This window comes from Deltaproteobacteria bacterium (assembly GCA_016180845.1).
GTDB lineage: Bacteria > UBA10199 > UBA10199 > JACPAL01 > JACPAL01 > JACPAK01.
In genome coordinates, this window is the sequence record JACPAK010000002.1 from 167,937 (window position 1) to 190,878 (window position 22,942).

Annotated in this window: 21 protein-coding genes and 2 tRNA genes; 17 read left to right on the top strand and 6 right to left on the bottom strand. The window is 50.6% G+C overall.

Going from position 1 to position 22,942, the window contains the following annotated elements:
- Positions 1 to 6: 6 nt before the first annotated feature.
- A complete protein-coding gene (meaB, locus tag HYT76_04985; protein MBI2082905.1) occupies positions 7 to 915 on the top strand; it encodes a methylmalonyl Co-A mutase-associated GTPase MeaB in 909 nt (302 codons plus the stop codon).
- On the opposite strand, the gene HYT76_04990 is transcribed toward meaB, so the two are convergent.
- Positions 902 to 1,705, bottom strand: a complete 804-nt coding sequence (locus HYT76_04990) for an SAM-dependent chlorinase/fluorinase (protein ID MBI2082906.1) — start codon at positions 1,703 to 1,705, stop codon at positions 902 to 904. The genes meaB and HYT76_04990 overlap by 14 nt on opposite strands.
- A gap of 46 nt (positions 1,706 to 1,751) precedes the next feature.
- Between HYT76_04990 and HYT76_04995 the strand changes: the two genes are divergently transcribed.
- Positions 1,752 to 1,824, top strand: a tRNA-Met gene (locus tag HYT76_04995).
- Positions 1,825 to 1,878: 54 nt separating this feature from the next.
- Positions 1,879 to 3,186, top strand: a complete 1,308-nt coding sequence (gene der / locus HYT76_05000; GenBank protein MBI2082907.1) for a ribosome biogenesis GTPase Der — start codon at positions 1,879 to 1,881, stop codon at positions 3,184 to 3,186.
- On the opposite strand, the gene HYT76_05005 is transcribed toward der, so the two are convergent.
- Positions 3,170 to 3,925, bottom strand: coding sequence for an alpha/beta fold hydrolase (locus HYT76_05005; GenBank protein MBI2082908.1), 756 nt, complete (start codon positions 3,923 to 3,925; stop codon positions 3,170 to 3,172). The two genes, der and HYT76_05005, sit on opposite strands and share 17 nt — an antisense overlap.
- Before the next feature lie 39 nt (positions 3,926 to 3,964).
- Here HYT76_05005 and HYT76_05010 point away from each other — a divergent pair, with 39 nt between their 5' ends.
- From HYT76_05010 to guaA, 4 genes are read left to right on the top strand one after another with little or no spacing between them, the layout of a single operon-like run.
- A complete protein-coding gene (locus HYT76_05010; GenBank protein ID MBI2082909.1) occupies positions 3,965 to 4,570 on the top strand; it encodes a hypothetical protein in 606 nt (201 codons plus the stop codon).
- A complete protein-coding gene (locus tag HYT76_05015; protein MBI2082910.1) occupies positions 4,543 to 5,712 on the top strand; it encodes a PQQ-binding-like beta-propeller repeat protein in 1,170 nt (389 codons plus the stop codon). Before HYT76_05010 ends, HYT76_05015 begins: the two co-directional genes overlap by 28 nt.
- Before the next feature lie 31 nt (positions 5,713 to 5,743).
- Positions 5,744 to 7,201, top strand: a complete 1,458-nt coding sequence (guaB, locus tag HYT76_05020) for an IMP dehydrogenase (GenBank protein MBI2082911.1) — start codon at positions 5,744 to 5,746, stop codon at positions 7,199 to 7,201.
- Positions 7,198 to 8,733, top strand: a complete 1,536-nt coding sequence (guaA, locus tag HYT76_05025; protein MBI2082912.1) for a glutamine-hydrolyzing GMP synthase — start codon at positions 7,198 to 7,200, stop codon at positions 8,731 to 8,733. Before guaB ends, guaA begins: the two co-directional genes overlap by 4 nt.
- Here guaA and HYT76_05030 read toward each other — a convergent pair.
- Positions 8,717 to 11,716, bottom strand: a complete 3,000-nt coding sequence (locus HYT76_05030; protein MBI2082913.1) for a hypothetical protein — start codon at positions 11,714 to 11,716, stop codon at positions 8,717 to 8,719. The two genes, guaA and HYT76_05030, sit on opposite strands and share 17 nt — an antisense overlap.
- Before the next feature lie 120 nt (positions 11,717 to 11,836).
- On the opposite strand from HYT76_05030, the gene HYT76_05035 reads away from it, so the two are divergent.
- Positions 11,837 to 13,222, top strand: a complete 1,386-nt coding sequence (locus HYT76_05035; protein MBI2082914.1) for an FAD-binding oxidoreductase — start codon at positions 11,837 to 11,839, stop codon at positions 13,220 to 13,222.
- Here HYT76_05035 and HYT76_05040 read toward each other — a convergent pair.
- A complete protein-coding gene (locus HYT76_05040) occupies positions 13,219 to 13,374 on the bottom strand; it encodes a hypothetical protein (protein ID MBI2082915.1) in 156 nt (51 codons plus the stop codon). The genes HYT76_05035 and HYT76_05040 overlap by 4 nt on opposite strands.
- 329 nt (positions 13,375 to 13,703) lie before the next feature.
- Here HYT76_05040 and HYT76_05045 point away from each other — a divergent pair, with 329 nt between their 5' ends.
- Positions 13,704 to 14,702, top strand: a complete 999-nt coding sequence (locus tag HYT76_05045; protein MBI2082916.1) for a hypothetical protein — start codon at positions 13,704 to 13,706, stop codon at positions 14,700 to 14,702.
- Here the strand turns inward: HYT76_05045 and HYT76_05050 are convergent.
- Together HYT76_05050 and HYT76_05055 are read right to left on the bottom strand one after the other, a co-directional pair.
- Positions 14,699 to 15,421: a hypothetical protein gene (locus tag HYT76_05050; protein ID MBI2082917.1), complete on the bottom strand. Its 723-nt coding sequence runs from the start codon at positions 15,419 to 15,421 to the stop codon at positions 14,699 to 14,701. The genes HYT76_05045 and HYT76_05050 overlap by 4 nt on opposite strands.
- Positions 15,422 to 15,694: 273 nt before the next feature.
- Positions 15,695 to 15,766 (bottom strand) — tRNA-Gly (locus tag HYT76_05055).
- Positions 15,767 to 15,884: 118 nt separating this feature from the next.
- Between HYT76_05055 and HYT76_05060 the strand changes: the two genes are divergently transcribed.
- The 8 genes from HYT76_05060 (at position 15,885) to rpsO (ending at position 22,942) form a co-directional block, all read left to right on the top strand.
- Positions 15,885 to 16,808: a YihY family inner membrane protein gene (locus tag HYT76_05060; GenBank protein ID MBI2082918.1), complete on the top strand. Its 924-nt coding sequence runs from the start codon at positions 15,885 to 15,887 to the stop codon at positions 16,806 to 16,808.
- Between the two features lie 100 nt (positions 16,809 to 16,908).
- The gene (locus HYT76_05065; GenBank protein ID MBI2082919.1) at positions 16,909 to 17,358 is read left to right on the top strand and encodes a ribosome maturation factor RimP; all 450 of its coding nucleotides are present in this window, start codon (positions 16,909 to 16,911) and stop codon (positions 17,356 to 17,358) included.
- 11 nt (positions 17,359 to 17,369) lie between these two features.
- Positions 17,370 to 18,842, top strand: a complete 1,473-nt coding sequence (gene nusA, locus HYT76_05070; GenBank protein ID MBI2082920.1) for a transcription termination/antitermination protein NusA — start codon at positions 17,370 to 17,372, stop codon at positions 18,840 to 18,842.
- Between the two features lie 11 nt (positions 18,843 to 18,853).
- Entirely contained in the window at positions 18,854 to 21,052 is a 2,199-nt protein-coding gene (infB, locus tag HYT76_05075; GenBank protein ID MBI2082921.1) for a translation initiation factor IF-2, read from the top strand.
- Positions 21,049 to 21,336, top strand: a complete 288-nt coding sequence (locus tag HYT76_05080; protein MBI2082922.1) for a DUF503 domain-containing protein — start codon at positions 21,049 to 21,051, stop codon at positions 21,334 to 21,336. The genes infB and HYT76_05080 overlap by 4 nt, the downstream gene beginning before the upstream one ends.
- Entirely contained in the window at positions 21,337 to 21,669 is a 333-nt protein-coding gene (gene rbfA, locus HYT76_05085; GenBank protein ID MBI2082923.1) for a 30S ribosome-binding factor RbfA, read from the top strand.
- Positions 21,614 to 22,630 (top strand): bifunctional oligoribonuclease/PAP phosphatase NrnA, encoded by a 1,017-nt coding sequence (locus HYT76_05090; protein ID MBI2082924.1) that lies wholly within the window; start codon positions 21,614 to 21,616, stop codon positions 22,628 to 22,630. Before rbfA ends, HYT76_05090 begins: the two co-directional genes overlap by 56 nt.
- Positions 22,631 to 22,681: 51 nt before the next feature.
- Complete coding sequence (rpsO, locus tag HYT76_05095) at positions 22,682 to 22,942, top strand: 30S ribosomal protein S15 (GenBank protein MBI2082925.1); 261 nt, start codon at positions 22,682 to 22,684, stop codon at positions 22,940 to 22,942.

A 22,942-nucleotide genomic window follows, 5' to 3' on the forward strand; every position in this document is an offset into this window, starting at 1 on the left:
GTCTTCATGAGGAGCTCGGAACTTCTGAAAAAAATGCTCGAAGGAGATCGCCCCGCGCTGGCACGGATGATCTCGCTGATTGAGAATCGATCCGCCGATCTCCTTCCCCTAATGGCTGAAGTTCATAAACGGTCAGGACAGGCCCATGTCGTTGGCGTCACAGGTCCTCCAGGCTCAGGAAAAAGCACCCTCGTTGACCAGTTGATTGCCGCGTTTCGCAAAGAAGAAAAAAAAGTCGGCGTGATCGCGATCGATCCCTCAAGCCCTTTTTCAGGGGGGGCGATTCTCGGGGATCGGATCCGGATGCAATCCCATGCCGGTGACGACGGCGTTTTTATTCGAAGCCTTGGGAGTCGGGGATCTCATGGAGGTCTCTCGAAGGCGACGCGGGAGGTGGTGAGGCTCCTCGATGCAGCAGGGATGGATGTTGTTCTTGTCGAGACGGTCGGTGTCGGTCAGACGGAACTCGATATCATGGAGATCGCCCAGACAACGATCGTGCTTTTGACACCCGAATCGGGTGACGCGATCCAGACGATGAAGGCGGGGATCCTGGAGATCGCCAATATTTTTGTGGTCAATAAATCGGATCGACCGGGGGGAGAACGTTTGAGGCAGGAACTTCTCGCGATGATGGAGATGGGGGCGCAGAAGGACTCTTGGAAGGTTCCAGTTCTCCTCACGCAGGCGGTCAAAGGGGCCGGTCTCCCTGAGCTGGTTCAATCCCTCGAAAGGCATCGCAGTCATTGGATAAAAACGAATGATCAAAAATGGCAACAAAAGAGGGCCGAAGAAGAACTTCGGGAGATTGTTGTCGATGAACTGGTGAAAAAGGCAGATTTTTCGATCAAAAAAGGGGCGAATCCCTACCAGCGTGCGCAGGAGATCCTCGCGAAGCTCTCTAGGATTTTTTGAAAATTACTTTTTCTCCCAATTTCACTGGAAATTTCTTCAGGAAATTTCCTTCCGTGACGGCCGCCTCGATGCGCGTATAGTCATCTTTCATGATACAAAAATGATTTTTTGAAACCTCTCCGAAGGTTCGGACATGGGTGAGGCGGATCGTCTTTGTACCTTTTGAAAGGGTAACCGAACCTCGCAGCGGGACCCCGAATTCATCCCAGGTCTTTTGCAGGATGTTAAAAAAAATATTACCGAGCGCGTTTTTGTGGATTACAATCGCCGGAATCGAACTCCCAAGGATCTCGGCATTCAGATACGGTGAAGGGATCAGGTCGGTCACAGGGATCGACGGGCCGAACTCTTCGAGCGAAACTCCTTTTGAAAGGTAACCGGCCGCCATCGCAAAGACATCGCGTCCATGAAAAATAGGAGAGACCGGCTGGCGCTGATATTTCGGGTTCTGGAGCTCATGCGCCTTCACGATGCCGCCCAGCGCTTCAGCACCTGGACGTAAAATTCCGTTGTCAGGCCCGATCAGATAATCTCCCCGGACCGTCTGGATCGCGATCCCACGTCTCTTTGTTCCGACTCCCGGATCGACGACACAGACGTGAAACCCGACCGGCATCGTGACGAGCGTTTCCATTGTGCGCGCCGCCTGAAAGAGATTAAACCCCTCGATCCCATGCATATGGTGAATCAGATGGGCATCAGGATTGACCTCGTAGATAACCCCCTCCATCGCGCCACAACCATAGGATTGTTTTTCGAAATCGGAGGAGAGGGTGATCAGGGGTTTCATATTGATTCCTTCCCTACCCGATGTTACGAGGCAATTCAAGATTTTAGGCAGCGTAGCTCAGTTGGTAGAGCAAGCGGTTCATACCCGCTCTGTCAGAGGTTCGAATCCTCTCGCTGCCATAATTTTACCCCTCACCCTGACCCTCTCCCACAGGGGGGGAGGGAAGTAAATTTATGAAACCAATCGTCGCCATTGTCGGTCGTCCCAACGTCGGCAAATCGACCCTCTTTAACCGAATCATCGGCCAGAGGAAGTCGATCACGCTCGATGTCGCGGGTGTGACTCGGGATCGTCATTATGGGAATGCCTCTTGGGATGGTAAGGAATTTATCTGTGTCGATACCGGCGGCTTTCCCTCTGATGTCAAAGGGAGTCTCGAGAAGAAGGTTCAGGATCAGATTAATCTTGCGATCCATGAGGCGGAAGCGATCCTTTTTGTGGTCGATGGTCAGGCGGGGCTTCTTCCGGAAGAAAAGGAGATAGGGGATCGACTTCGGAAGTCAGGCAAAAAGGTTATCATTGTCGTGAGCAAAATTGATCAGCCTTCCCACGAGGAGCGTCTCGCCGATTTCTATTCCCTCTCCGAAAAACCGATGCCGGTCTCTGGTGAACATGGCTATGGGGTGGCAGAGCTTTTGGAGGAGGTGGTCAACGGTTTCCCCTCGACCCTCTCTGAAGAGGCGATACCGGAGAAGATCTCCATTGCGATCCTCGGTCGACCGAATGTCGGGAAATCTTCTCTGCTGAATTGTCTGCTTGGAGAAGAGCGGGTTGTGGTCGATGAGACTCCGGGAACAACACGTGATGTTATCGATACGCCGATCAGCCGTGATGGCCAAGACTATCTCCTTTTGGATACTGCTGGAATCCGGAGACACGGAAAATCAGCGTCGAAGGTGGAACGTTTTTCGGTCCTTCGCGCCTTATCGGCGATTGAAAGATCCAAAATCTGTCTTGCGGTTTTCGATGCCAAAGAAGGGATCCAGAAACAGGATGCCCATGTTGTTGGGTATGCCTTTGAGGAGAAAAAGGGGGTCGTCCTGATTTGGAACAAATGTGACCTCCTGCCCAATAAAAAAGGGGTCCGCGATTCTCTAAAAAAAATGGCGAGAGAGCGCCTGAAATTTCTGGCCCATGCCCCCCTCGCCTTTATCTCCGCGAAGACAGGGGAGGGGACCGAGGTGATCTGGTCGATGGTGGATCGTCTTCATCTCTCGATGGGGAAAAAAGTGAAGACATCGGATCTCAATGCGCTCCTTGAAAAGCTTGTGCTCACCCATAACCTCCCTGTCTACAAGGGGAAGCCGGTGAAATTTTACTACATGACACAGACAGGGACCTTTCCGCCGCAGTTTGTTGTTTTCACAAACGAACCTGAGGGGGTTCATTTTTCTTTCCAAAGATTTCTGGTGAACCAGATACGTGAAGAGTTTCGGTTTGACGGGGCGCCGATCCAGCTCGTTTTCAAGAGGAAGTCGTAAGTTCCCTGCGGATTACCTGGTACGCCTCTTTCTTTATCAAATAATCGACATGCCCAATGTTTTCGAGCTCTATATTTTTCATATTTCTGGTATTTCGGGGGATCTTTAAAATGGCGCTCTTGTAGTAACAAATTTTATCCTTCTTTGAATAAATCGAAACAAAGCGGACATTTTTGGGGAATCGCCCCCGGTTCAGACGTCGGAGAAACGGGGCAAGCGGATACATCTGCCAGACACTTTTTGAGACGATCGCGAGCGGAGAGACCAATCCCAACAAGACCAGTGGATTTCCATAGTGAGGGGTTCCGAGCGTAATCAAGGTTTTGACATGTCGATCGCCTTGAAGCCTTTTCACGTAATATTGACCGATGAGCCCACCCTTTGAGTGTCCGATGATACTGATCTTGGGAAGCCTGTATCTTTCACGAAGCGTCTTAATTTTCCTTTTGACCAACTTTGACAACGCCTCGATACAGTGGGTATTGAAGGTGCCAAAAACACCACCGAGATTGAGGCTGAAGACACAAAATCCGTCGCGGCGGAGACGCCTCTCCAAAATATGCATCACGCGACGTCCGGCTCCAAAACCATAAATGAGAAGCACGGGCGACGAACATTTTCGGAAATTTGTACGGCGGTCGACTTTGTTTCCTGAGAGGGAGAGCTTGAAATAAGTGAGTAGTATCTTCAGATCTTCTTGAATTCCCTTTCCGAATTTTTTGATCCTTTGGATAGGCATATTGACAGAGCTCGCTAGGTCAGGCAAACAAACAAGTCAATGGAAACAGTCGCCATTCGTCTTCTTCATTTTATCATCGCGAAGAAAAAAGCTCTGCTGACTTTCTTCGTGGTTCTGGTTGCATTGGGAGCCCTTTGGGGGGCCTTTTACAGCTACACGCAGAGTTATTCAAGAAGGGCGTTTCGGTTGTTAGAGGGTCGTCCATGGTCAGAGGCAGAAGAGGTAATCGCCAAATACCCACGTTCCGATGCTGCGGTCATCGCACAACTTGCGATGGGGAAGAAGGCGTTGGAGGAGGAGAAGTGGGATGAGGCGATTGGACATTATAAGGATAGGGCCTTTCAAAATCTTTCGAAAGATCAGGCAGTCTTACGGGTCGTAGCGATTCAGAATCTGGCCCTTGCCTATCGTGGAAAGCAGGAATGGGATCGGGCCCTCATGGAACTTCGCAGGGCGGAAAAAGATCCGGAAAACAAGACCCCTGACTATACGAGACTTTTGATCTCTCAGGTTCTTTGGGAAAAGGGGGAGATTGAGGAGTCGAAGAAACTTCTGGAAAGTCTTTCAAAAGAGGCGTTGCAACCGGAAGTCAGAAAAGAAGCAGAGGCCCATCTCGAATGGATCAACGCACCGAAAAAGTCCTAATCTTTTTTCTTTTTTTGGTTTTACTTCAGAGCTCAGGGAACGGTGCCTATGGGTTTGAGCCATTTCATGTAAGGAATCGGAACTACCCTCGGCAACCTGCCTTCAAGCTTCCTTATAAGCCGAAATGGGTTTCGCGGGTCAAGAAGGGGGGAGTTTTTAAATACAAGAGACGGGAATTTTCGTCACCGGTTGTTTATGAGGATCGGATCTTTGTCGGGACCGAGAGTGGTTATTTTTATGCAATGAAAAAGAAAAATGGCCGGCGGGTCTGGCGCTTCAAGACGGAGGGTTCTGTTAGTTCGAGACCGGGTATTAGAAATGGAAAGGTTTTTTTTGGAGATGATGAAGGATATTTTTATGCACTGGATCTTCAGACAGGGGAGAAGATCTGGAGCCTCAATCTCGATGCCGAGATCCTGACCGCTCCTGCTTTAAAAGGGGATCAGCTTTTTCTCGTGACGGTGGAAGGTCGGGTTGTCGCCCTGACCGAGCGGGAGGGGACGATTCTTTGGGAGCGACAGCATAGTACGCGGCCGCTGCAGATGACGATTCGGGGGAACTCAACGCCTGTTTTGGATCCGGAAGGTAATCTTTATGTCGGTTTTGCCGATGGGACCTTTTGGTCCCTTTCTTCAAAAACAGGAAAGATTCTCTGGGAGCGCCGGATTGAATCAGGTGAGCGGTTTCATGACCTGGATGGGGTCCCTCTGATTGAGGGGGATCGGATCTATATCTCGAGTTTCGACGGCCCCCTGACCGCTGTGACAAAGAGTGGCAGGATCCTCTGGTCTGTTTCTGTCGGGAGTGCGGTCCCTTTTCTCTCTGAAAAAGATCTCCTTTATGTTTCTGACTCCCAAGGGTCTTTGCTCGCTCTCCAGAAAAAAGATGGATCGACACTCTGGAAAACAAAAGTCGGAGAGGGGGCCCTCACCGCTCCTCTTCTGCACAACGATGTCATTGCCGTGGGGCTTTCTTCGTCTACCATGAACTTTGTTGATCGTACCACAGGTCGCCTGATGTTCCGCCGGTTTGCCAAAAAGGGGATCTCCTCGGATCCGTTTCTGGACGGAGACCAACTCTGCTATCTCTCCAACGGGGGACGCCTCTATTCCCTAAAAATGGTCGATAAGTCGGTCCCTTGACAGTTGAGCCCTGTTACTATAACCCTCCCCCATGGTACTCCCTGAAATCCAAGAAGCCCTCACATTCGACGATATCCTCCTCCTGCCCCAGGAGAGCGAGGTTTTGCCTCACGAGGTCGATACGACCACCCGATTAGCGGCGGATATTACCTTAAATATTCCTGTGATCTCTGCGGCGATGGATTCGGTGACCGAATCGGCCACTGCAATCATCATGGCCCGTATGGGGGGGGTCGGGATTGTTCATCGCAATTTGACTCCCGAAGAGCAAGCGTTGGAGGTAGAGAAGGTCAAGCGTGCCGAGTCCGGCATGATTCTCCGTCCGATTACCCTTTCCCCAGATCAGACCTTGCATGAAGTGATCCGTGTCATGAAAGAGCATAATATTTCCGGGGTCCCGATTACGGAGGGGGAGAGGCTTGTGGGGATTCTCACAAATCGTGATTTGCGTTTTGAGAGGAATCTTGATCTGAAGGTTCGAGAGGTGATGACAAAAGAAGTGATCACGACGGGAGAAGAGACGACACTCGAAAAGGCGAAGGAAATTTTACAAAAAAACCGGATCGAAAAATTACCTGTCATCGATAAAAAGGGGAATCTCAAGGGACTCTTTACGATCAAGGATGTCGAGCGGGTCACTGAGTTTCCGAACGCAACAAAGGACAAGATCGGACGTCTCCGGGTGGGGGGGGCGATTGGGGTGGGTGAGCCAGCCTTGGCGCGGGCCGGGAAACTCGTCGAGGCAGGGGTCGATTTGGTCGTGATTGATACCGCCCATGGCCATACAAAAGGGGTTCTGGAGACGGTCAGGCAATTCAAGAAGGCCTACAACATTCCCCTCATTGCCGGGAATGTGGCGACCGGTGAGGCGGCCGAGGCGTTGATCAAGGCGGGTGTCGACGCGGTGAAGGTTGGTGTTGGTGCCGGATCGATTTGTACGACGCGTGTCGTGACCGGTATCGGTGTTCCTCAGCTTTTTGCGGTGATCGATTGCGCGAAGGTGACGACCCGGCACGGAATTCCGTTGATCGCCGATGGGGGAATCAAATTTTCAGGTGATGTGACGAAGGCGCTCGCGGCAGGGGCCGATACGGTCATGATCGGTGGTCTCCTCGCTGGCACAGATGAGGCGCCAGGTGAAAACATCCTTTATCAAGGACGTTCCTACAAGAGCTATCGCGGGATGGGTTCGATCGGGGCGATGCTCAAAGGGAGCGGGGATCGCTATGCGCAGGGGGGGATCAAGGAACGCTCAAAACTGATCCCGGAGGGGATCGAAGGGATGGTGCCCCATCGCGGTCCTCTGGCGACCCAGATTACGCAGATCGTTGGCGGGGTTCGTTCAGGGATGGGTTATCTGGGGGCGAAGAATCTTGATGAACTCCGAAAGAAGGCACGTTTTGTTCGGATTACCTCAGCAGGATTGAAAGAAAGCCACGTTCACGATGTCGTTATTACAAAAGAAGCACCAAACTATCGATTAGAATGAACAAGGTTCTGATCCTCGACTTCGGCTCCCAATACACCCAACTGATCGCGCGTCGCGTTCGTGAGCTTCAGATCTATTGTGAAATTTATCCCTGCTCTACCTCGATCTCACAGATCAAGTCTTTTAACCCTTCCGCCATTATCCTCTCCGGAGGACCGGCGAGTGTCTACGACCGGGAGGCGCCAACTGCCGATCGTGAAATTCTGACCCTCGGGGTTCCAGTTCTCGGTATCTGCTATGGTCTTCAGTGGATCGCGCGGGAAGAGGGGGGGAAGGTCAGTCCGGGCTCTGTTCGGGAGTATGGTCCTGCGAAGGTCCATCTCGTGAAGAGAGAGGGGATTTTTGCCGGATTGAAGGAGAACGAGATCGATGTCTGGATGAGCCACGGGGATCATGTGAGCCTCCTTCCTCCCGGCTATCAGATCTATGGCGAGAGTCTGAATCGTCTCCTCGCTGCCTGCGGTGATCCGAAGAAAAAAATATTCGGGATCCAGTTTCATCCCGAAGTCCTTCACACCCCGAGGGGAAAAGAGATTTTGAAGAATTTTCTATTTTCAGTTTCCGGATTGAAAGCGGATTGGTCGATGGAGTCTTTTGTGGAGAAGACGATCCGCGATGTCCGCGGCATGGTCGGTTCCGATCATGTCATCTGTGCTGTCTCAGGTGGTGTCGATTCTTCCGTCATGGCCGCCCTGCTGCATCGGGCGATTGGGGATCAGCTGCATCCTTTCTTTATTGATAATGGGTTACTCAGAAAGAACGAAGGGGATCGTGTCTTCGATCTTTTGAAGCGGAATATGAATCTCCCCTTGATCCGTGTCGATGCGAGCGAGGATTTTCTAAAATGTCTCGAGGGAGTCGTCGATCCCGAAGAGAAGCGAAAAAAGATCGGTCGTGAGTTTATCGCTGTTTTTGAACGAGAGGCCCAGAAGATCACTGGAGTTCGTTATCTGGCCCAGGGGACGCTCTATCCCGACGTGATCGAATCGGTCTCTTTTCGCGGTCCATCGGCGACGATCAAGAGTCATCACAATGTCGGTGGGCTTCCGGAAAAGATGAATCTCAAACTTTTGGAGCCGTTTCGCGAGCTTTTTAAGGATGAGGTTCGCCTGATCGGTCGGCTCCTGGGGATTCCCGAGGAGGTGATCAACCGACAGCCGTTTCCAGGGCCTGGCTTGGCCGTTAGGATCCTTGGCGAGGTCACGAAAGAAAGGTTACAGATCCTCCGGGAGGCGGATGATGTTGTGGTCCGTGAGTTCAAACGGGCCGACCTCTATACGAAGGTCTGGCAGTCTTTTGCGGTGCTCCTCCCTGTAAAGACGGTCGGGGTGATGGGGGATGCACGGACCTATGAGAATGTGATCGCGGTACGTGTTGTGGAGAGTCAGGATGGGATGACGGCGAACTGGGTTCGCCTCCCGTATGAGCTCCTCGAGAAGATCTCAAGTCGTGTGATTAATGAAGTGCGGGGGGTGAATCGTGTGGTTTACGATATTTCATCCAAACCCCCTGCGACTATTGAGTGGGAATAGGTGTACCAAGCGCTTCAAGTCTTGTAGCTGCCTCTGCCCGGACCTTTGGATTCTGTGTCTTGGCCATGACCTCTCTTAATTCTCCCGCGTACTTATCACCGGCAATCTTCTCATAGGTCTTGAGCGCGCGTGTCGCCTCTTGTTGGGCCAGTTCGTAGGGACTATGAAGCTCTGAAAGCAAACTCTCAAGCGTTGCAAGGTCATTTGTCGTGGCGCGGAGTGTGATGAGTGCCTGCCTGTGGACGTCAGGATTTTTGTCAGCCAGGAAGTCGAAAATCATCGGGTAGTGAGCCACGATGATTCTTTCTGATGGTTCCCTCGCCTCTGGAGGGAGTTTCGGTAGGGCCTCTATCCCCTTTTGATAGATTGCAATAGTAAGCAGGCTGACCTCTGGTGGGATCGGTTTCTTGTCCATTTTGATTTTATCGATGCGCGCCTTTATGACACTGAGCGAAAAGGGACCGACAAGCGACGCGAGCGCCTCTATCGCGACGACGAGATCCCCCTTTTGATCTTCTCGTGCTATGAGCCCCGCGAGGAAATTCGCTTTTTCTCGAGGCTCTTCCAGATCATCGGCAAATCGCGACATTGCAAGCAGGGTTACGGTTTTTAGGGTTAGCGCTACCGCTACCGCCTGTCTTCCTTGAGCTGATGTTATCGTGACGGGGACCTCCATTTTATAACGATTAAAAAAGTAATATTCATCGTTGGTCATGCTTTTGAGATCTTTTCGTCGTCCCGAGAGGTAAAGCGGGTCCTGAAGATAAGCGGTCAGCCGGTCCACAAGTTGTTTGACAACATACGGATCCCCTTTTTCAATCATCGCTTGGGCCGCGCACACCCGGACAGCGGCCGAATCATCATCGAGTGCCGCATGAAAACGTTTTTTGACCTCGTCATCTGCTTCAGAGAGGAAGGGAGTCAACGCCTGATACGCCGCAAGCCGGACCGCGATCGCTTCCTTGTCCCTATTTTTTAATCGTTCCAGTTCTTCTGAAATGGCACTGACATCGACCTCTGGCTCCCCTATCTTCTTCTTTAAACGATCTGCTTTTGGTGGCACAGCTTTTCGAGATATTTTTTTATCGTAGGTCCTGTAGCGGACTTCTTTGACAACCCTTTCAGTCCCCTCTCCCTCAAAAACGACGACAGGTTCGAGGGTCTTCACGAGATCATAATCGTCTCTGTACGCATCCGATTTTTCTGATCTTGGGGGAAAGTATTGACTCAAACGAATGAGCAGCGGGACCGCCTCTTGTCCAATGATTTGACGGGCGGAATAGGCGACGGAGAGGAGGCTGCCAGGTGAGAGACTACGGGCCTGTTCTCCAAAGAGTTTTTTTAGTTTTGTTGCCGTCTCGCTGGCCAACGGTTGTTTGAGAGAGGGGATCTTGTGGGCCGAGGCGACAAGGACAGCCCCTCGGGCGGCAACAATCCGGTCTGCAAGGACGAGAAGTTTCTCAATCTCAGGAATTTTTTCGGGATCTGTGACATTGCCCAATAGGCGTGTCAGATTTGGAAGAACTTTTTCGAGCCGGTGTTGCCAACGCGTATCACACCAGTTGTCCGGTTTTGTCACGGCGAGGAGATAGTTGACGAACGGGATCAGGAAGTTGGGATTTTGTAATCTCCCGTTCAGGATTTCGCTCAACGGTTTTAACTCATCCTTTGAGAGGGTCTTGTTATCGTGTATCAGATCCAATACCGCGATGAACTGTTCAGGGGTCAGCTCTCTTTTCGCCAAGGTGGCAATCAAACGATTGGCGTCTGTCTTGAGTCTCTTCCCGACCTTCGCGCGTTCTTTCGGCTCCTTTGGGATCATCACGAGGGGATGATCTGAGACGATGATCTTCCGGATCTGCGCGATCAGGGCGTCTGTCGTGAGGATTGAATTATCCTTTTCTCCAAGGATCTCGCGACAGATCTCTTTCGTTTCTTCATCAATCTGCGAAGATTTCAGGTAGCTCCGGAAGAGGGGCTCCGCTTTTTCGGGGTTCATCTTATAGGCGAGGGAGAGCGCCTCGTACGTCCGGTAGCGTGGCTTGTCCCACTGAACGAGCATCGTGAAGAGTCCATCCTTGAGCTCGGCCGATTTTTTCGTCACCTTGAGGACGATATCTGTGACCTTTTCAACACTCTTTTTTTCGCGATCATCGAGCTGGTGAGTTGGTTTTACGAACAAGGTGTTGAGGTCAGCCCAATGGGTGGCAATCGCTTTCACCAGCTCCTCCTCGGTGATCGCCTTTTTTTCCAAGGCAAAGAGATAGTCACCAAGGTTGGTACTGGTCCCGTCCTTAACACGCGCAATGATATTGCCGGCCAGTTCTGTCCCGAAATCGAGGAAGTCAAAGTCCTTCGGTTTCGCAAAAATATCCTGACGGATCGCCCCTTCTTTCACCAGATAATCGGGCGGGATCGGCCCGGCAGGGTTTGGAAGGTCGGCCTTCTCGGAGTCGGTTGCTTTTTTTGGCGGCTCGAAATAGACTAACTGCTCCGGATAGGAGTGCGGTTGGAAAGTATGGTCCTCCGGTCCCGTTTCTGCCTGTCGGATACAGTCAAGCCTTTGGGGGGTTTGATCCGGATTTTTGAGCTCTTCGTTACAACGGTTTTGCAACTCCTTTTTTGAAAGGAGTTTTGCCTTTTGGGGACCGAGGAGCTTCACGGGATAGGGGATCGGTTGGCCGGGAGAGGCTGCCGCATACGGATTCTCGGCATAAAATTTCGCAGAATAATAGACAGTATCGCCCGGCTTTATCGGTTCTGGATCCGCATTTGTTCCATAGAGATCGACATACCCCCCTTTTCTAAGACCGAGTCTGACCTGATAGTCTTTACAGACCTCCTTGTCTCCTTCCTTGTGGCACTGCGCCGTGAGGAGATCCCCAACGCCGTCATGATTGAGGTCATAAGTGGGTGGCAGGAAATTGTCCGGATGGTTCTCCCGAGGATTGCCTTTTAGTATTTTGGTGTAAGAGTCTCCCATCTCGTGTTTGTTATCGGGCTTAAAATACAAAAGTTTCTCACTATTTACACCACAAAAATTTGGAGGTAATGAAGTTCTAACTTGTTGAAAAAATTAAAGAAGATTCCACACTGCCACCAGATGATCCCGCGTGGAGATCAGAGGATCGGGCCTTATCTCTCCGATACCGTGGTTCAAGGCGATCCGGAGCTTGTCTATCGGGCGCGCGATAGCCAGGATCTCACGGAGATCTTGAAATACTGTCACCAGGAAAAGATTCCGGTCACCTTTTGTGGGAGTCAGACGAGCCTGACCGGTTCCTCCGTTGCCTTTGGTGGGCTCCTGGTCTGGATGGGGCATCGGGACAGGGTTTTAGATATCGAGAAAAATCAGGCGACAGCAGAGTCGGGGATCCTGCTTGGTCAATTTCAGAGGCAGATTGAAGAGGCAGGCTGTTTTTATCCACCGGATCCGACGAGTCGGCATGAGGCCCAACTGGGTGGGACCGTCGGGACAAACGCTGCCGGAGAGGATTGTCTTCTCTACGGATCGACACGCGATTATGTGCGACGATTGAAGTTGTTCAAGGCGGATGGCACGGAAATCGTTATCGAGAGAAAGTTACCCTTCAACGGTCCCCACAAGGGACGGGGAGGATATTGCCTTGATGGGGATCCGATCGATCTCTTTATCGGATCTGAGGGGACGCTCGGGGTTGTGACCGAGGTGACTGTCGACCTGCTCCCCCCCTCAAATCCCTTTTTCCTCGCCTGGGCCTTTTTCCCCGATTTCGAATCAGCGCTTGAATTTGTGATCACAGCGAGGCGAGATCAACAGGTAAGACCGAGGTCCATGGAGCTTCTGGACGAGGAGTCTCTGAAGATTGTCGCCTCCCAGGAGAGGCCGCCGACAGGGGCGTTGCGAGGCAAGGCGGCAGTGACCTTCAAACAGGAGTATGCGAATGAAGCGGAAGGAGACCTGTATTTAGGGCGCTGGCTCGGCCTTATCGAGCCGCTCTTGAAATCAAAAGAGGTCTCGGGTTTTCTGGATTATATTGTGGTGGCGGACGATCCGGTCTCAAAGGAGCGCCTGAGAAAGTTACGCCACGCAGTCCCAAGTACCGTCAATGAAGAGGTGAGCCGTTATCGGATCGATGGGGGAGGGAAGATCTCGACCGACTGGTGGGTCCCTGTCGAAAAGATTCGCGAGATGATGGATGAGGTGAAGAGGGAGAGCGAGGAGTTGGGGCTTCGTTATCTCGCCTATGCGCATTTCGGGGAAGGGCATCCGCATATCAATTACGTCGCTCGAAATCACAGCGAGATGGCTCGCGCCCAGAAACTGCTGCTCCATCAATGTCGCCGGGCGGTCAAGCTCGGAGGGGGGGTCGCCGGTGAGCATGGGCTTGGGAAGCTGTACCGGCATCTCTTGAAGGTCCAGTGGCCCTCATCCGTCATTCGTCAGATGAAACAGATCAAGAAGGAATTTGATCCGAATAATATTTTGGGGAAAGGGAATATTTTTTAGGCTTGGATTGTTTTATTCTTATCAGCATCAAAATCACGAGGATAAAGATCAAAGTTATCATCTGAATCATCTTCAATGATCCGTTCAAAGAGGACCTCAACTCCTCTCAAAAGATAGCCACCGAGGGTCATCACAAGTGCGATCCCCTGCATGAAGCCACCGATAGAGCGGGCGGCAGGCCGATGAACAAGGAAGAAGGAACCTAATTCTAGAAGATTGGCAACACCTTTTCTCCAGTAAAGACGGCGCCAAAAAAGGTCCCGAGGGGGACAAGAAGTCCAACGGCATTGGCAATGAGATTCAGTCCCATGACTATTTTATCGCTTTTTAGGAGAAATTGTTGTTTCCTCCACAATCACAATCAAATTGGACATCGCTCATGAGTGAGGGGTTTCCAAAGTGGTTGAGCTGACAGAATTGGCCAACAACGGCTCAGAAAAACTAACTTGCGCTTCATCGGTATTTAGATAATGCAGGGGCCGTGCCAACATTTCGTCCTTTCCAACTCTTCGTCGATCAGGCTGTTTCCGAGCTTGCTTTGACAAAGAGACTCCTGAAAAAATTCCCAAAAATTCCGGTAAAAATTGTCCTGGATCGAAGAGAAATAAAGCGTCCTGTCGAGATGACCTGGGCGAAGAAGGGGCTTTATCTTACGAGACTTAAATCCGATCCGATCAAGGATTTTCGCATGATGTCCGAGAGCTCCAGGCGTCCTTATTTCTCACTCGATCTCGTTTCAAACTGCCATCTCGAATGTACGTATTGCATCCTGCAGAGTTATCTTGAGAATAATCCTGTCATTACGGTCTATACGAATTTCGAGGAGATCCTTGAAAGGCTTGCCACACAGATTCCATCACTCCCGGAGGGGAGTGTGGTCGGGACAGGACGGATCGCCGATTCACTTGCGCTGGATGACCTGACAGGTCATACGCGGGAGATGGTTCCTTTTTTCGGAAAACAGGATCGGTCGTTCCTCGAATTAAAGACAAAGTCTGCCTTTGTAAGAAACCTGCTGGGTCTCGATCATCGGGGTAAAACCGTCGTCTCCTGGTCCGTTAATCCTCAGACAATCATTGATCGTGAAGAGTATAAAACCGCTTCGCTCGAGGAGCGACTCAAGGCCGCCTCTCAAGTGGTAGAGGCTGGTTATCCGGTTGGTTTTCACTTCGATCCGATGATCTTTCACGAGAGATGGAAAGAAAATTATCAAGAAGTGGTGCAGAAGATCTTTAAGAAGGTGAAACCCGATCAAGTCGCCTGGATCAGTATCGGAACACTTCGCTTTCCCGCGCGTCAGGCGCGAATCATGGCAAAAAGATTTCCGAAGAATAAAAATGTCCTGGAGAAACTGGTCTCGACCCATCGAAAAGTTCTCCATTATCCGGATGATCTACGCGAAGAGATGCAGGGCATACTCGAATCAGAGCTTCTGAAAAATCTCCCTGCCGACAAAATTTATCGGTGTATGGATTTTTAGTGAGAGGGACTTATTAGCGTTTGCTCACAGCGAGCTGATATCTCGATCAGACGATCAACTTCAGCTATTCTAGCATCAAGCGCTGCTGTTATATTGCCTTCTTCAGGAGATGGGGGTGTTTGCGAAGGGCGAGTCATCTCATCCGTAAAACAAGTTATATGTTTTTCCATCCCCTCTGCAGTTTCATCAAGGCAATTTTCATTTTCGTGGCATTCCTCCGTGGTCTTTGTGATTGTGGGGCCAAGTTCGGAGATGGCTCTTTCGTAGGCATCATAGACAGTCTTTGCCCCATCAAGAAAATTTCGGGAGTTAAGTATTGCTGCCGTTTGGACAGCTGTCTCGCCACAGATCCTGCTTGTTTCGTGGAGAGAGGCTATCAAATCCTCTGGATTATTGGCTGGGTTCAGATCTTCTGCGAGACATTTGGTCATGAGTAAATAACCTGTTAGGAGTTCACCCAGGCACTGAGGGTCATTGGCACAAACGCCGTTTTCAATATCCGTTTTTACTTTTTCTGTTCCCGTTCGATAACCTCTAAATATGCTTGAGAAGAGCGTATGAGCGAATCTGATTCCTCGAAGAAGGTTGTTATTTTGAGGAAGAGGAGAAGGGGGGGCATCCTTAGGTACGGCGGTAGTATTTCTGGTGACGGCATCCGCTCCCGCACATGCAGCCCCAAGCACAGCAACGACCAAGGCCCCAATTCGAAGGTTTGGCATAAATGCTCCTTTCAGATTATCTTATCGCTTTTTGGTGACTAATGTTGTGAGTAAAAGACAGGCCCCAAATCCCTCATCGAGTTTAGAAACACGAAAGGCCGAAGGGGGCCTTCTTGTTTTAGCGGGAGACGGGATTTGCCCTTGCGTTCGCTATACAGCTCACTCCAGGGCGTCGGCCTACGAAACGATTCACTGGATCGTTTCGTTACGGCCGTTCAAATCCCGTCGTTTCTAAAAACAAGTCGGCCCCCGTGAAGGGGGCCTTCTTGTTTTAGCGGGAGACGGGATTTGAACCCGCGACATCAACCTTGGCAAGGTTGCGCTCTACCGCTGAGCTACTCCCGCATCGATCCAATTCAATCTAATACACGCCCATCTTGACGATCAAGAGATAAAAAACAAAAGCAATTACAGGAAAACTTGCTTCGTTATAAAAGATGACGTAGATTCCTGCTTAACCTTCATGACCCTCAAAGATCGAGCACGTAAAACCAAAAGCTTTTTTCAAGCAGAGATCTGGGAGATCGATCTCAAAACGCTCCGTTGGTTTAAAAAGATCCCCCTTTATCTCTGCCGTGTCGGTTTGATTGTCCATCAGGGGTATCAGAAAAAGATGGTTCCGGTGCGGGCAACGGCGCTCGCCTACACGACGCTCCTTTCCCTTGTCCCTTTTTTGGCGGTGACCTTTGCCCTTTTCAAGGCGTTTGGGGGGCTGGAAAAATCAGCGGAACCGATCAAGGCACTGATCTTGTCCAATCTGGCGACAGGGACCGGGACTGCCGTGACCGGTTATCTCGATCAGTTCATCGAAAATTTTCGGAGCGGTGCGGTCGGCCTGATCGGTTTTTTTCTTCTGATCCTTTCGGTGGTGGGGGTTCTGGCCACGATTGAGAAGGCGTTTAACGATATTTGGGAGATTCCGCAGAGCCGATCTTTTATCAGGCGATTTACCACCTATTGGACATTGATCACGACCGGGCCTGTTCTGGTCGGGGTCACATTGACCGTGACAGGTGCCTTGCAGAGCAGCAAATTGGTAAACCAGATCTTGGCATTGAGTGGTGCCGAGAAGTTTTTCATCGGAAAGATCCCCTGGCTCATTACCTGGGGGATGTTTACCGGGCTTTACCTGATCATGCCGAATACGAAGGTCAAGATCCGGTCTGCGCTCATGGGGGGTGTTATTGGGGGGACCCTCTGGGAGATCGCGAAATATGGCTACACCCTCTATGCGACCCGTATTATAAAGAATTACGCCTTCTACGGTTCGCTGGGGATGGTCCCGATCTTTCTGATCTGGATTTATTACACCTGGCTCGTGGTGCTAATCGGGGCACTGCTCGCCCATGCGGATCAGAATGTTCACAGCTACAAACCCCAAAAATAGAAGTTGCAACGCCCCCTTGCTTTGGTTTACTAAGTAACTACATTTTCGGCAATTTCCGGAAGTGGGCCTTAAGCCCACTTTTTTGCTTTATAGGGGTTTTATGCAGGTCGACCTCGAAAAGGTTCGGGGGGTTCTGGAACCGATCCTCACCCTGCTCGGCTTTGAACTAATCGATGTTCGGTTTCTGAGTGAGCAGGGAAGGTGGGTCCTGCGCGTTTATATTGATCGAGAAGGAGGGGTGACGCTTGGTGATTGCAGCTGCGTCTCCCGTGAGATTGAAACACCTCTGGAGGTGGAAGCGCTGATCCCTCTCCGTTATCACCTAGAGGTTTCGACCCCCGGTCTTGATCGACCACTGATCAAGGAAGCTGATTTCAGGCGATTTGTGGGGCAAAAGGTGGCGATCAGGCTGGAAAACCCGATCGAGAATCAGCGGAACTTTAAGGGAATTCTCGAAGGGATTGAGGGGGGGGTTGTGAGTATTCAGTCGGAGGGACGCTCCAGGCAGCTTCCGTTTCGTGAGATTAAGAGGGCGCATTTGGTTTTTTAGAGGAGGTATTTATGATGCAGGATTTAAACCGAATCATTGAGACTGTCAGCAAGGATAAGTCGATTCCAAAGGAATTGATTGTTGAAGCGCTCGAATCAGCGATGTTGACGGCAGCTCGCAAGAGATATGGTCACGAAAGAGAGATCGAGGCGCGATATAATGAAGAGATCAGCGAGGTCGAACTTTTTCAGTTTCGGACCGTGGCAGAGCAGATCACCAATGAACTGACTGAAATGAGTCTGGAAGAGGCACGCAAGCTCGATCCCGATGCGAAGATCGGTGATTCCATTGGCGAAAAACTGGATAATTCTTTTTTGGGAAGAATCGCTGCACAAACGGCGAAGCAGGTGATTATTCAGAAAGTTCGGGATGCCGAGCGGGATATCATTTATAACGAATACAAAGACCGTGTCGGTGAGGTCATCACCGGGATTGTTCGGCGAATCGAAAATAAAACCATCATTGTCGATTTGGGCAGGACAGAGGCGATTCTTCCTCCGCGAGAGCAGGTGAAGACAGAGAGTTACCGGCCTGGGGAGCGAATCCAGGCCTATTTTCTCTCGATTGACAAGAGTCCTCATGGACCTCAACTGATCCTCTCGCGTCGGGATAGAAAATTAATGACGAAGTTGTTTGAACTCGAGGTCCCCGAAATTAGCGAAAAAATTGTTGAGATCAAGAATGCAGCACGTGAGGCGGGGGCACGCTCCAAGATAGCTGTTTATTCGAGGGATTCTGATGTCGATCCTGTGGGAGCCTGTGTCGGCATGAAGGGGTCTCGTGTGCAGAGCGTTGTTCAGGAATTAAGGGGAGAAAAGATCGATATCGTTGCCTGGAATCAGGACCCCGCGAAATTTGTTTGCAATGCGATCTCACCTGCTGAGGTGTCCAAGGTTATTATTAATGAGAAAGATCACAGTATGGAGATTATTGTTCCTGATGATCAGCTTTCATTGGCGATCGGGAAAAAGGGGCAAAATGTCCGTCTTGCTGCGGAGCTGACCGGTTGGAGTATTGATATCTACAGTGAAACCAAGCTCGAGGAGATGGCGAAGAAGGCGAAGGCAACCCTTGTCGAGGCCTTAGGCGTCGATGAAGGGGATGCCACCATTCTGTACAGTCAGGCCTTCCGGAGTCCAGAGGAGATCGTTGAAACCCCTTTTGAGGATTTGAAAAAAATCCCCGGAATTCAGCCTCAAAAACTGGAAAATATCCGGACCGCAGCGGTTCGTTATGTGGAGCAGAAGAGACAGACAGTCGAAGGCGGAGGAGAGGCGATTTCTCTCAAAAACATCAAGGGAGTTGGCTCCAAGACATTGGAGTTGCTGGTTGCGGCTGGTGTGACAACGCTCCAGCAGGTTGTTCAGTTGACGCCAGAACAACTCTCGGAAAAAACCGGGATTCCTCCTGCGAAGGCGAATCAACTTATTGAGAATGGACGGGCTATCCTTGCCGGTGATCTGAGAGAGGCCGAAGGGGCCTAGGGAATTATTTTATGGATGTGAAGTCAAGTGTTGAAGAAAAACGGGTAAAATCGACGATCATTCGTCGTCGTGCTGTTGCTGAAGCTCCTCCACCGATTGCTCCTCTTCCTTCCCAGGTTTCTTCTCCCGAGGAGCCTAAGACTCAGGAGGCTCAACCGAAGATTGTTCAAGAAGAGAAAAAGGAAGAAGGGGCGCTTCCGTCGGCAGTTTTACCTCCTGTTGAGGGGAAGGAAGATTCTGCTGAAGAGTACAAGCCGAAGAAGGTCGTCAAGCGAAAGACACGGGATGAGCTTGAGATGGAAATGATCGAACGTGCCGGTGGATTGAGAAAAGCGGCTGAATTGATGACGACCAGTCCGGAGCGATTGGAGCGGGTCTATCGACCTGAGAAGAGCTCCAAGAAAAAGAGGGTCGTTCTCAAAAAGGAATTCAAGAAAACCGAGATTACGATTCCGAAGGCAAGCAAGAAGCTTATCAGGATCGAGACTACAATTCGTGTAGGCGAGCTTGCCCATCGGATGGGGATCAAGCTGCCTGATGTTGTCAAAAAACTAATCGGTTTGGGAATTGTAGCGACAGTGAATCATCTCATCGATTTCGATACGGCGACTCTTATTGCTCATGAGTTTGGGTATGAAATTGAAAACGTTGCCTTTGAGGAATCTCAGGTTTTGAAAAGGGGGCCGTCAGGGGAAGTTCTGAAACCACGTCCCCCCGTTGTGACGGTCATGGGTCATGTCGATCACGGAAAAACAACGCTTTTAGATACGATTCGCAAGACACAGGTCGCCGCCGGTGAGGCGGGAGGGATTACCCAACATATTGGAGCCTACCAGGTTCATCTTCCAAAAGGAGACATCACCTTTTTGGACACCCCCGGTCATGAGGCCTTTACAGCGATTCGGGCTCGAGGGGCGAAGGTGACCGACCTGGTGGTCCTTGTGGTCGCTGCAGACGACGGCGTCATGCCTCAAACGATCGAGGCGATCAATCACGCGAAGGCGGCCAAGGTTCCTATTCTTGTTGCGGTTAATAAAATTGACAAACCTGATGCGAATCAGAGTCGTGTCGAGAGGGCATTAATGGAACATGGTCTTGTCTCCGAAAAACTGGGAGGGGATACCATCATCCTTCCTGTTTCGGCCAAAACGGGACAAGGGGTCGAAGAGCTTCTCGAGATGATCCTTCTCCAGTCGGAAGTTCTTGAGCTCAAGGCGGATCCAACGACCCATGGCCGAGGAGTTGTCATTGAATCCAGACTGGATCGAGGTCGGGGTCCCGTGGTGACTGTGATTGTTCAGGAGGGGACGATTCATGTCGGGGATCCTATTGTGGTCGGTCCTACCTATGGCAAAATTCGTGCCTTGATTGATGACACCGGAAAGAATCTTCAAGAGGCGGGATCTTCTCAGCCGGTTGAAATCCTTGGTCTCGCCGAGCTCCCGCAGGCTGGAGAGAGTTTTGATGTTGCCTCCTCAGAGATTGATTCAAGGGCCATTGCGAGCCATCGGGCATTGACGGTTCGCAAGGATCGTGAGGCGGCTGCGCGCCCTCTTCGTTTGGAAAATATTTTTTCAGAGGTCTCGCAGGGGGTTGTTCCGGAGCTTCGATTGGTCATCAAGGCCGATGTTCATGGCTCTGCCGAGGCGCTTCGAGATGCCTTGGTAAAACTTTCCACAGAAAAGGTGAAAGTGGTGATTATTCATTGGGGGGTTGGGGCGATCACTGAATCCGATGTGATGTTGGCCCTCGCTTCAAAGGCGATTATTGCTGGGTTCAATGTCCGTCCTGACTCCAAGGGGCGTGAAACGGCCGAGTCTGAAAAGGTCGAGATCCGCAAGTACTCGATTATTTATGAGGCGGTTGACGATATCCGAAAGGCGATGACAGGCCTTCTCAAACCGATAAGAAAAGAGCAGTACTTGGGGCGCGCGAAGGTGAAAGAACTTTTCAAGGTCTCCAAGATTGGAACGATCGCCGGCTCTGAAGTTGTGGATGGAAAATTTTCACGACCGGCGATGGTTCGTGTCTTGAGAGACAGTCGGGTTGTTTATGAGGGGAAAATCTCCTCGTTAAAAAGATTTAAGGATGATGCCCGGGAAGTGCTTGCGGGATTGGAATGCGGGATTGGGATCGAAAACTTCAATGATCTTCAGCCCAATGATATTCTCGAAGCCTTTACGATTGAGGAAATTGCACAAGAGCTGTGAAAATTGTCGCTGGCAAGATCGCCTTTTTCTTCCCCGAATGTCACTCTTTGAAAGAAAAGCGGCATTTTGTTCAGAAGCTGAAGGAAAAAACGAGTCATCAATTTGGAGTGCCAGTCGCTGAAGTGGATCAGCATGATTTGTGGCAGAGGGCTGTTTTGGGCTTTGCGATTGTCGGAAATGAGATCAAGCCCCTCCAGAGACTTGCTGATCAGATAATCCGGTTCATGGAAACCCTGGATTTGGGACAGATCATTGATAAAGAAACTGAGCTTATGGAGTTTTAGATGGCGACCTATCGACTGGAGAGGCTTCAGGAAGAGATGAAACAGTTGATCCGCGGGATCTTTCTTTTTGAGGTGCAGGATCCACGGATTAAAAATGTTGCGGTGACCCGGATCCGTTTGGCAAAAGATTTGGGATTCGCCAGAATTTACTATGAAATACCAAAGGGCGCAGATCGGATCAGCGTTGAACAGGCCCTTGAAAAGGCAAAAGGTTATTTGCGATCAGCATTGGCTTCCAGGCTAAAGCTTCGCTTGATCCCAAAAATAGATTTTTTTTATGACGAAACATCGGAAGAAATGGAAAGGATCGAAGAGCTCTTCTCGAAAATCTGATCCCTTTCAGAGGGTGATCGCAGAGATTCGCAAGGGGAGGTCATTTCTCATTACTACCCACGCCAATCCAGATGGCGATGCGCTCGGGAGTGCGATCGCGCTGGGGTTGGGGCTCAAGAAGCTTGGGAAAAAAGTCAAAATTTATAACGCTGATCCGGTACCGGGAAACTTGCGTTTCCTCTCAGAGTCAAAGCAGGTGACGTCAAGTTTGAGTGCAGACGAATGTTTTGATGCCGCTTTTATTGTCGACTGTGCGGAGCCGGAGAGGGTCGGTGAAATTTTTCTAAAACATCCGAATCGTGGCAGGTTGATCGTTGTTGATCATCATCGAAAGAGTGGACGGGCCGGGGATATTAATCTGATCCAGCCGACTGCCGCCTCGACCGGTGTCGTCGTTCGATCTCTCTTAAAAAAGCTGAGGATTCCGATCACGCGAGCGATCGCAGAAAATATCTACACCACACTCGTGACCGACACCGGGAATTTTCGTTATTCCAATACCGATGCCTCGGTCTTTGGCATCGCCAAGGAACTCGTCGAAACGGGGGTCTCTCCATGGATTGTGTCGAAGAATATTTATGATAACTACCCGGTGGAGCGGATCCTGCTTCTCTCCAAGATCCTCCCGACGCTTCAAATTTCGTCGGACAAACGATACGCCTCGATCGTGATTTCGCAACAGTCGTTCCAGGAGGTTGGAGCGAGCTCCGATTTGATTGACGAGTTTATCAACTACCCGCGGTCGATCAACACGGTGGAAGTGGCGATCCAGTTTCGCGAAACCCCGGACGGAAAGTGGAAGGTCAGCTTTCGGTCGAAAGAGTTTGTGGATGTCGCTACCCTTGCTGCCCGATTTGGCGGTGGTGGCCACATCCGGGCGTCGGGGTGCACGTTCGAGGGTTTGCCTCTGGAAGAGGTCCGGCAAAAGATCTTTGTGGCGGTTGAAGAGGCTCTTAAATAAAAGGCCTCTTTACAAAATGTTTTACGCTGTGATAGTTTCTTGAAACAATATATGGCTATAGAAAAACAGTCAGTGATTGCCAAACATAAGACTCACGAAAAAGACACAGGGTCTCCTGAGGTCCAGATCGCTCTCTTGACGGAGAGGATTAATCATCTCGATGGACATTTTAAGTCACACCTGAAAGACCATCAGTCGCGTCGGGGTCTTTTAAAACTGGTTGGGCAGAGGCGTCGGCTCATGACTTATTTGAAGACGCGGAATCAGGTTAGATATCATAGGGTTGCGAAGGAACTTGGCTTGAGAAAATAG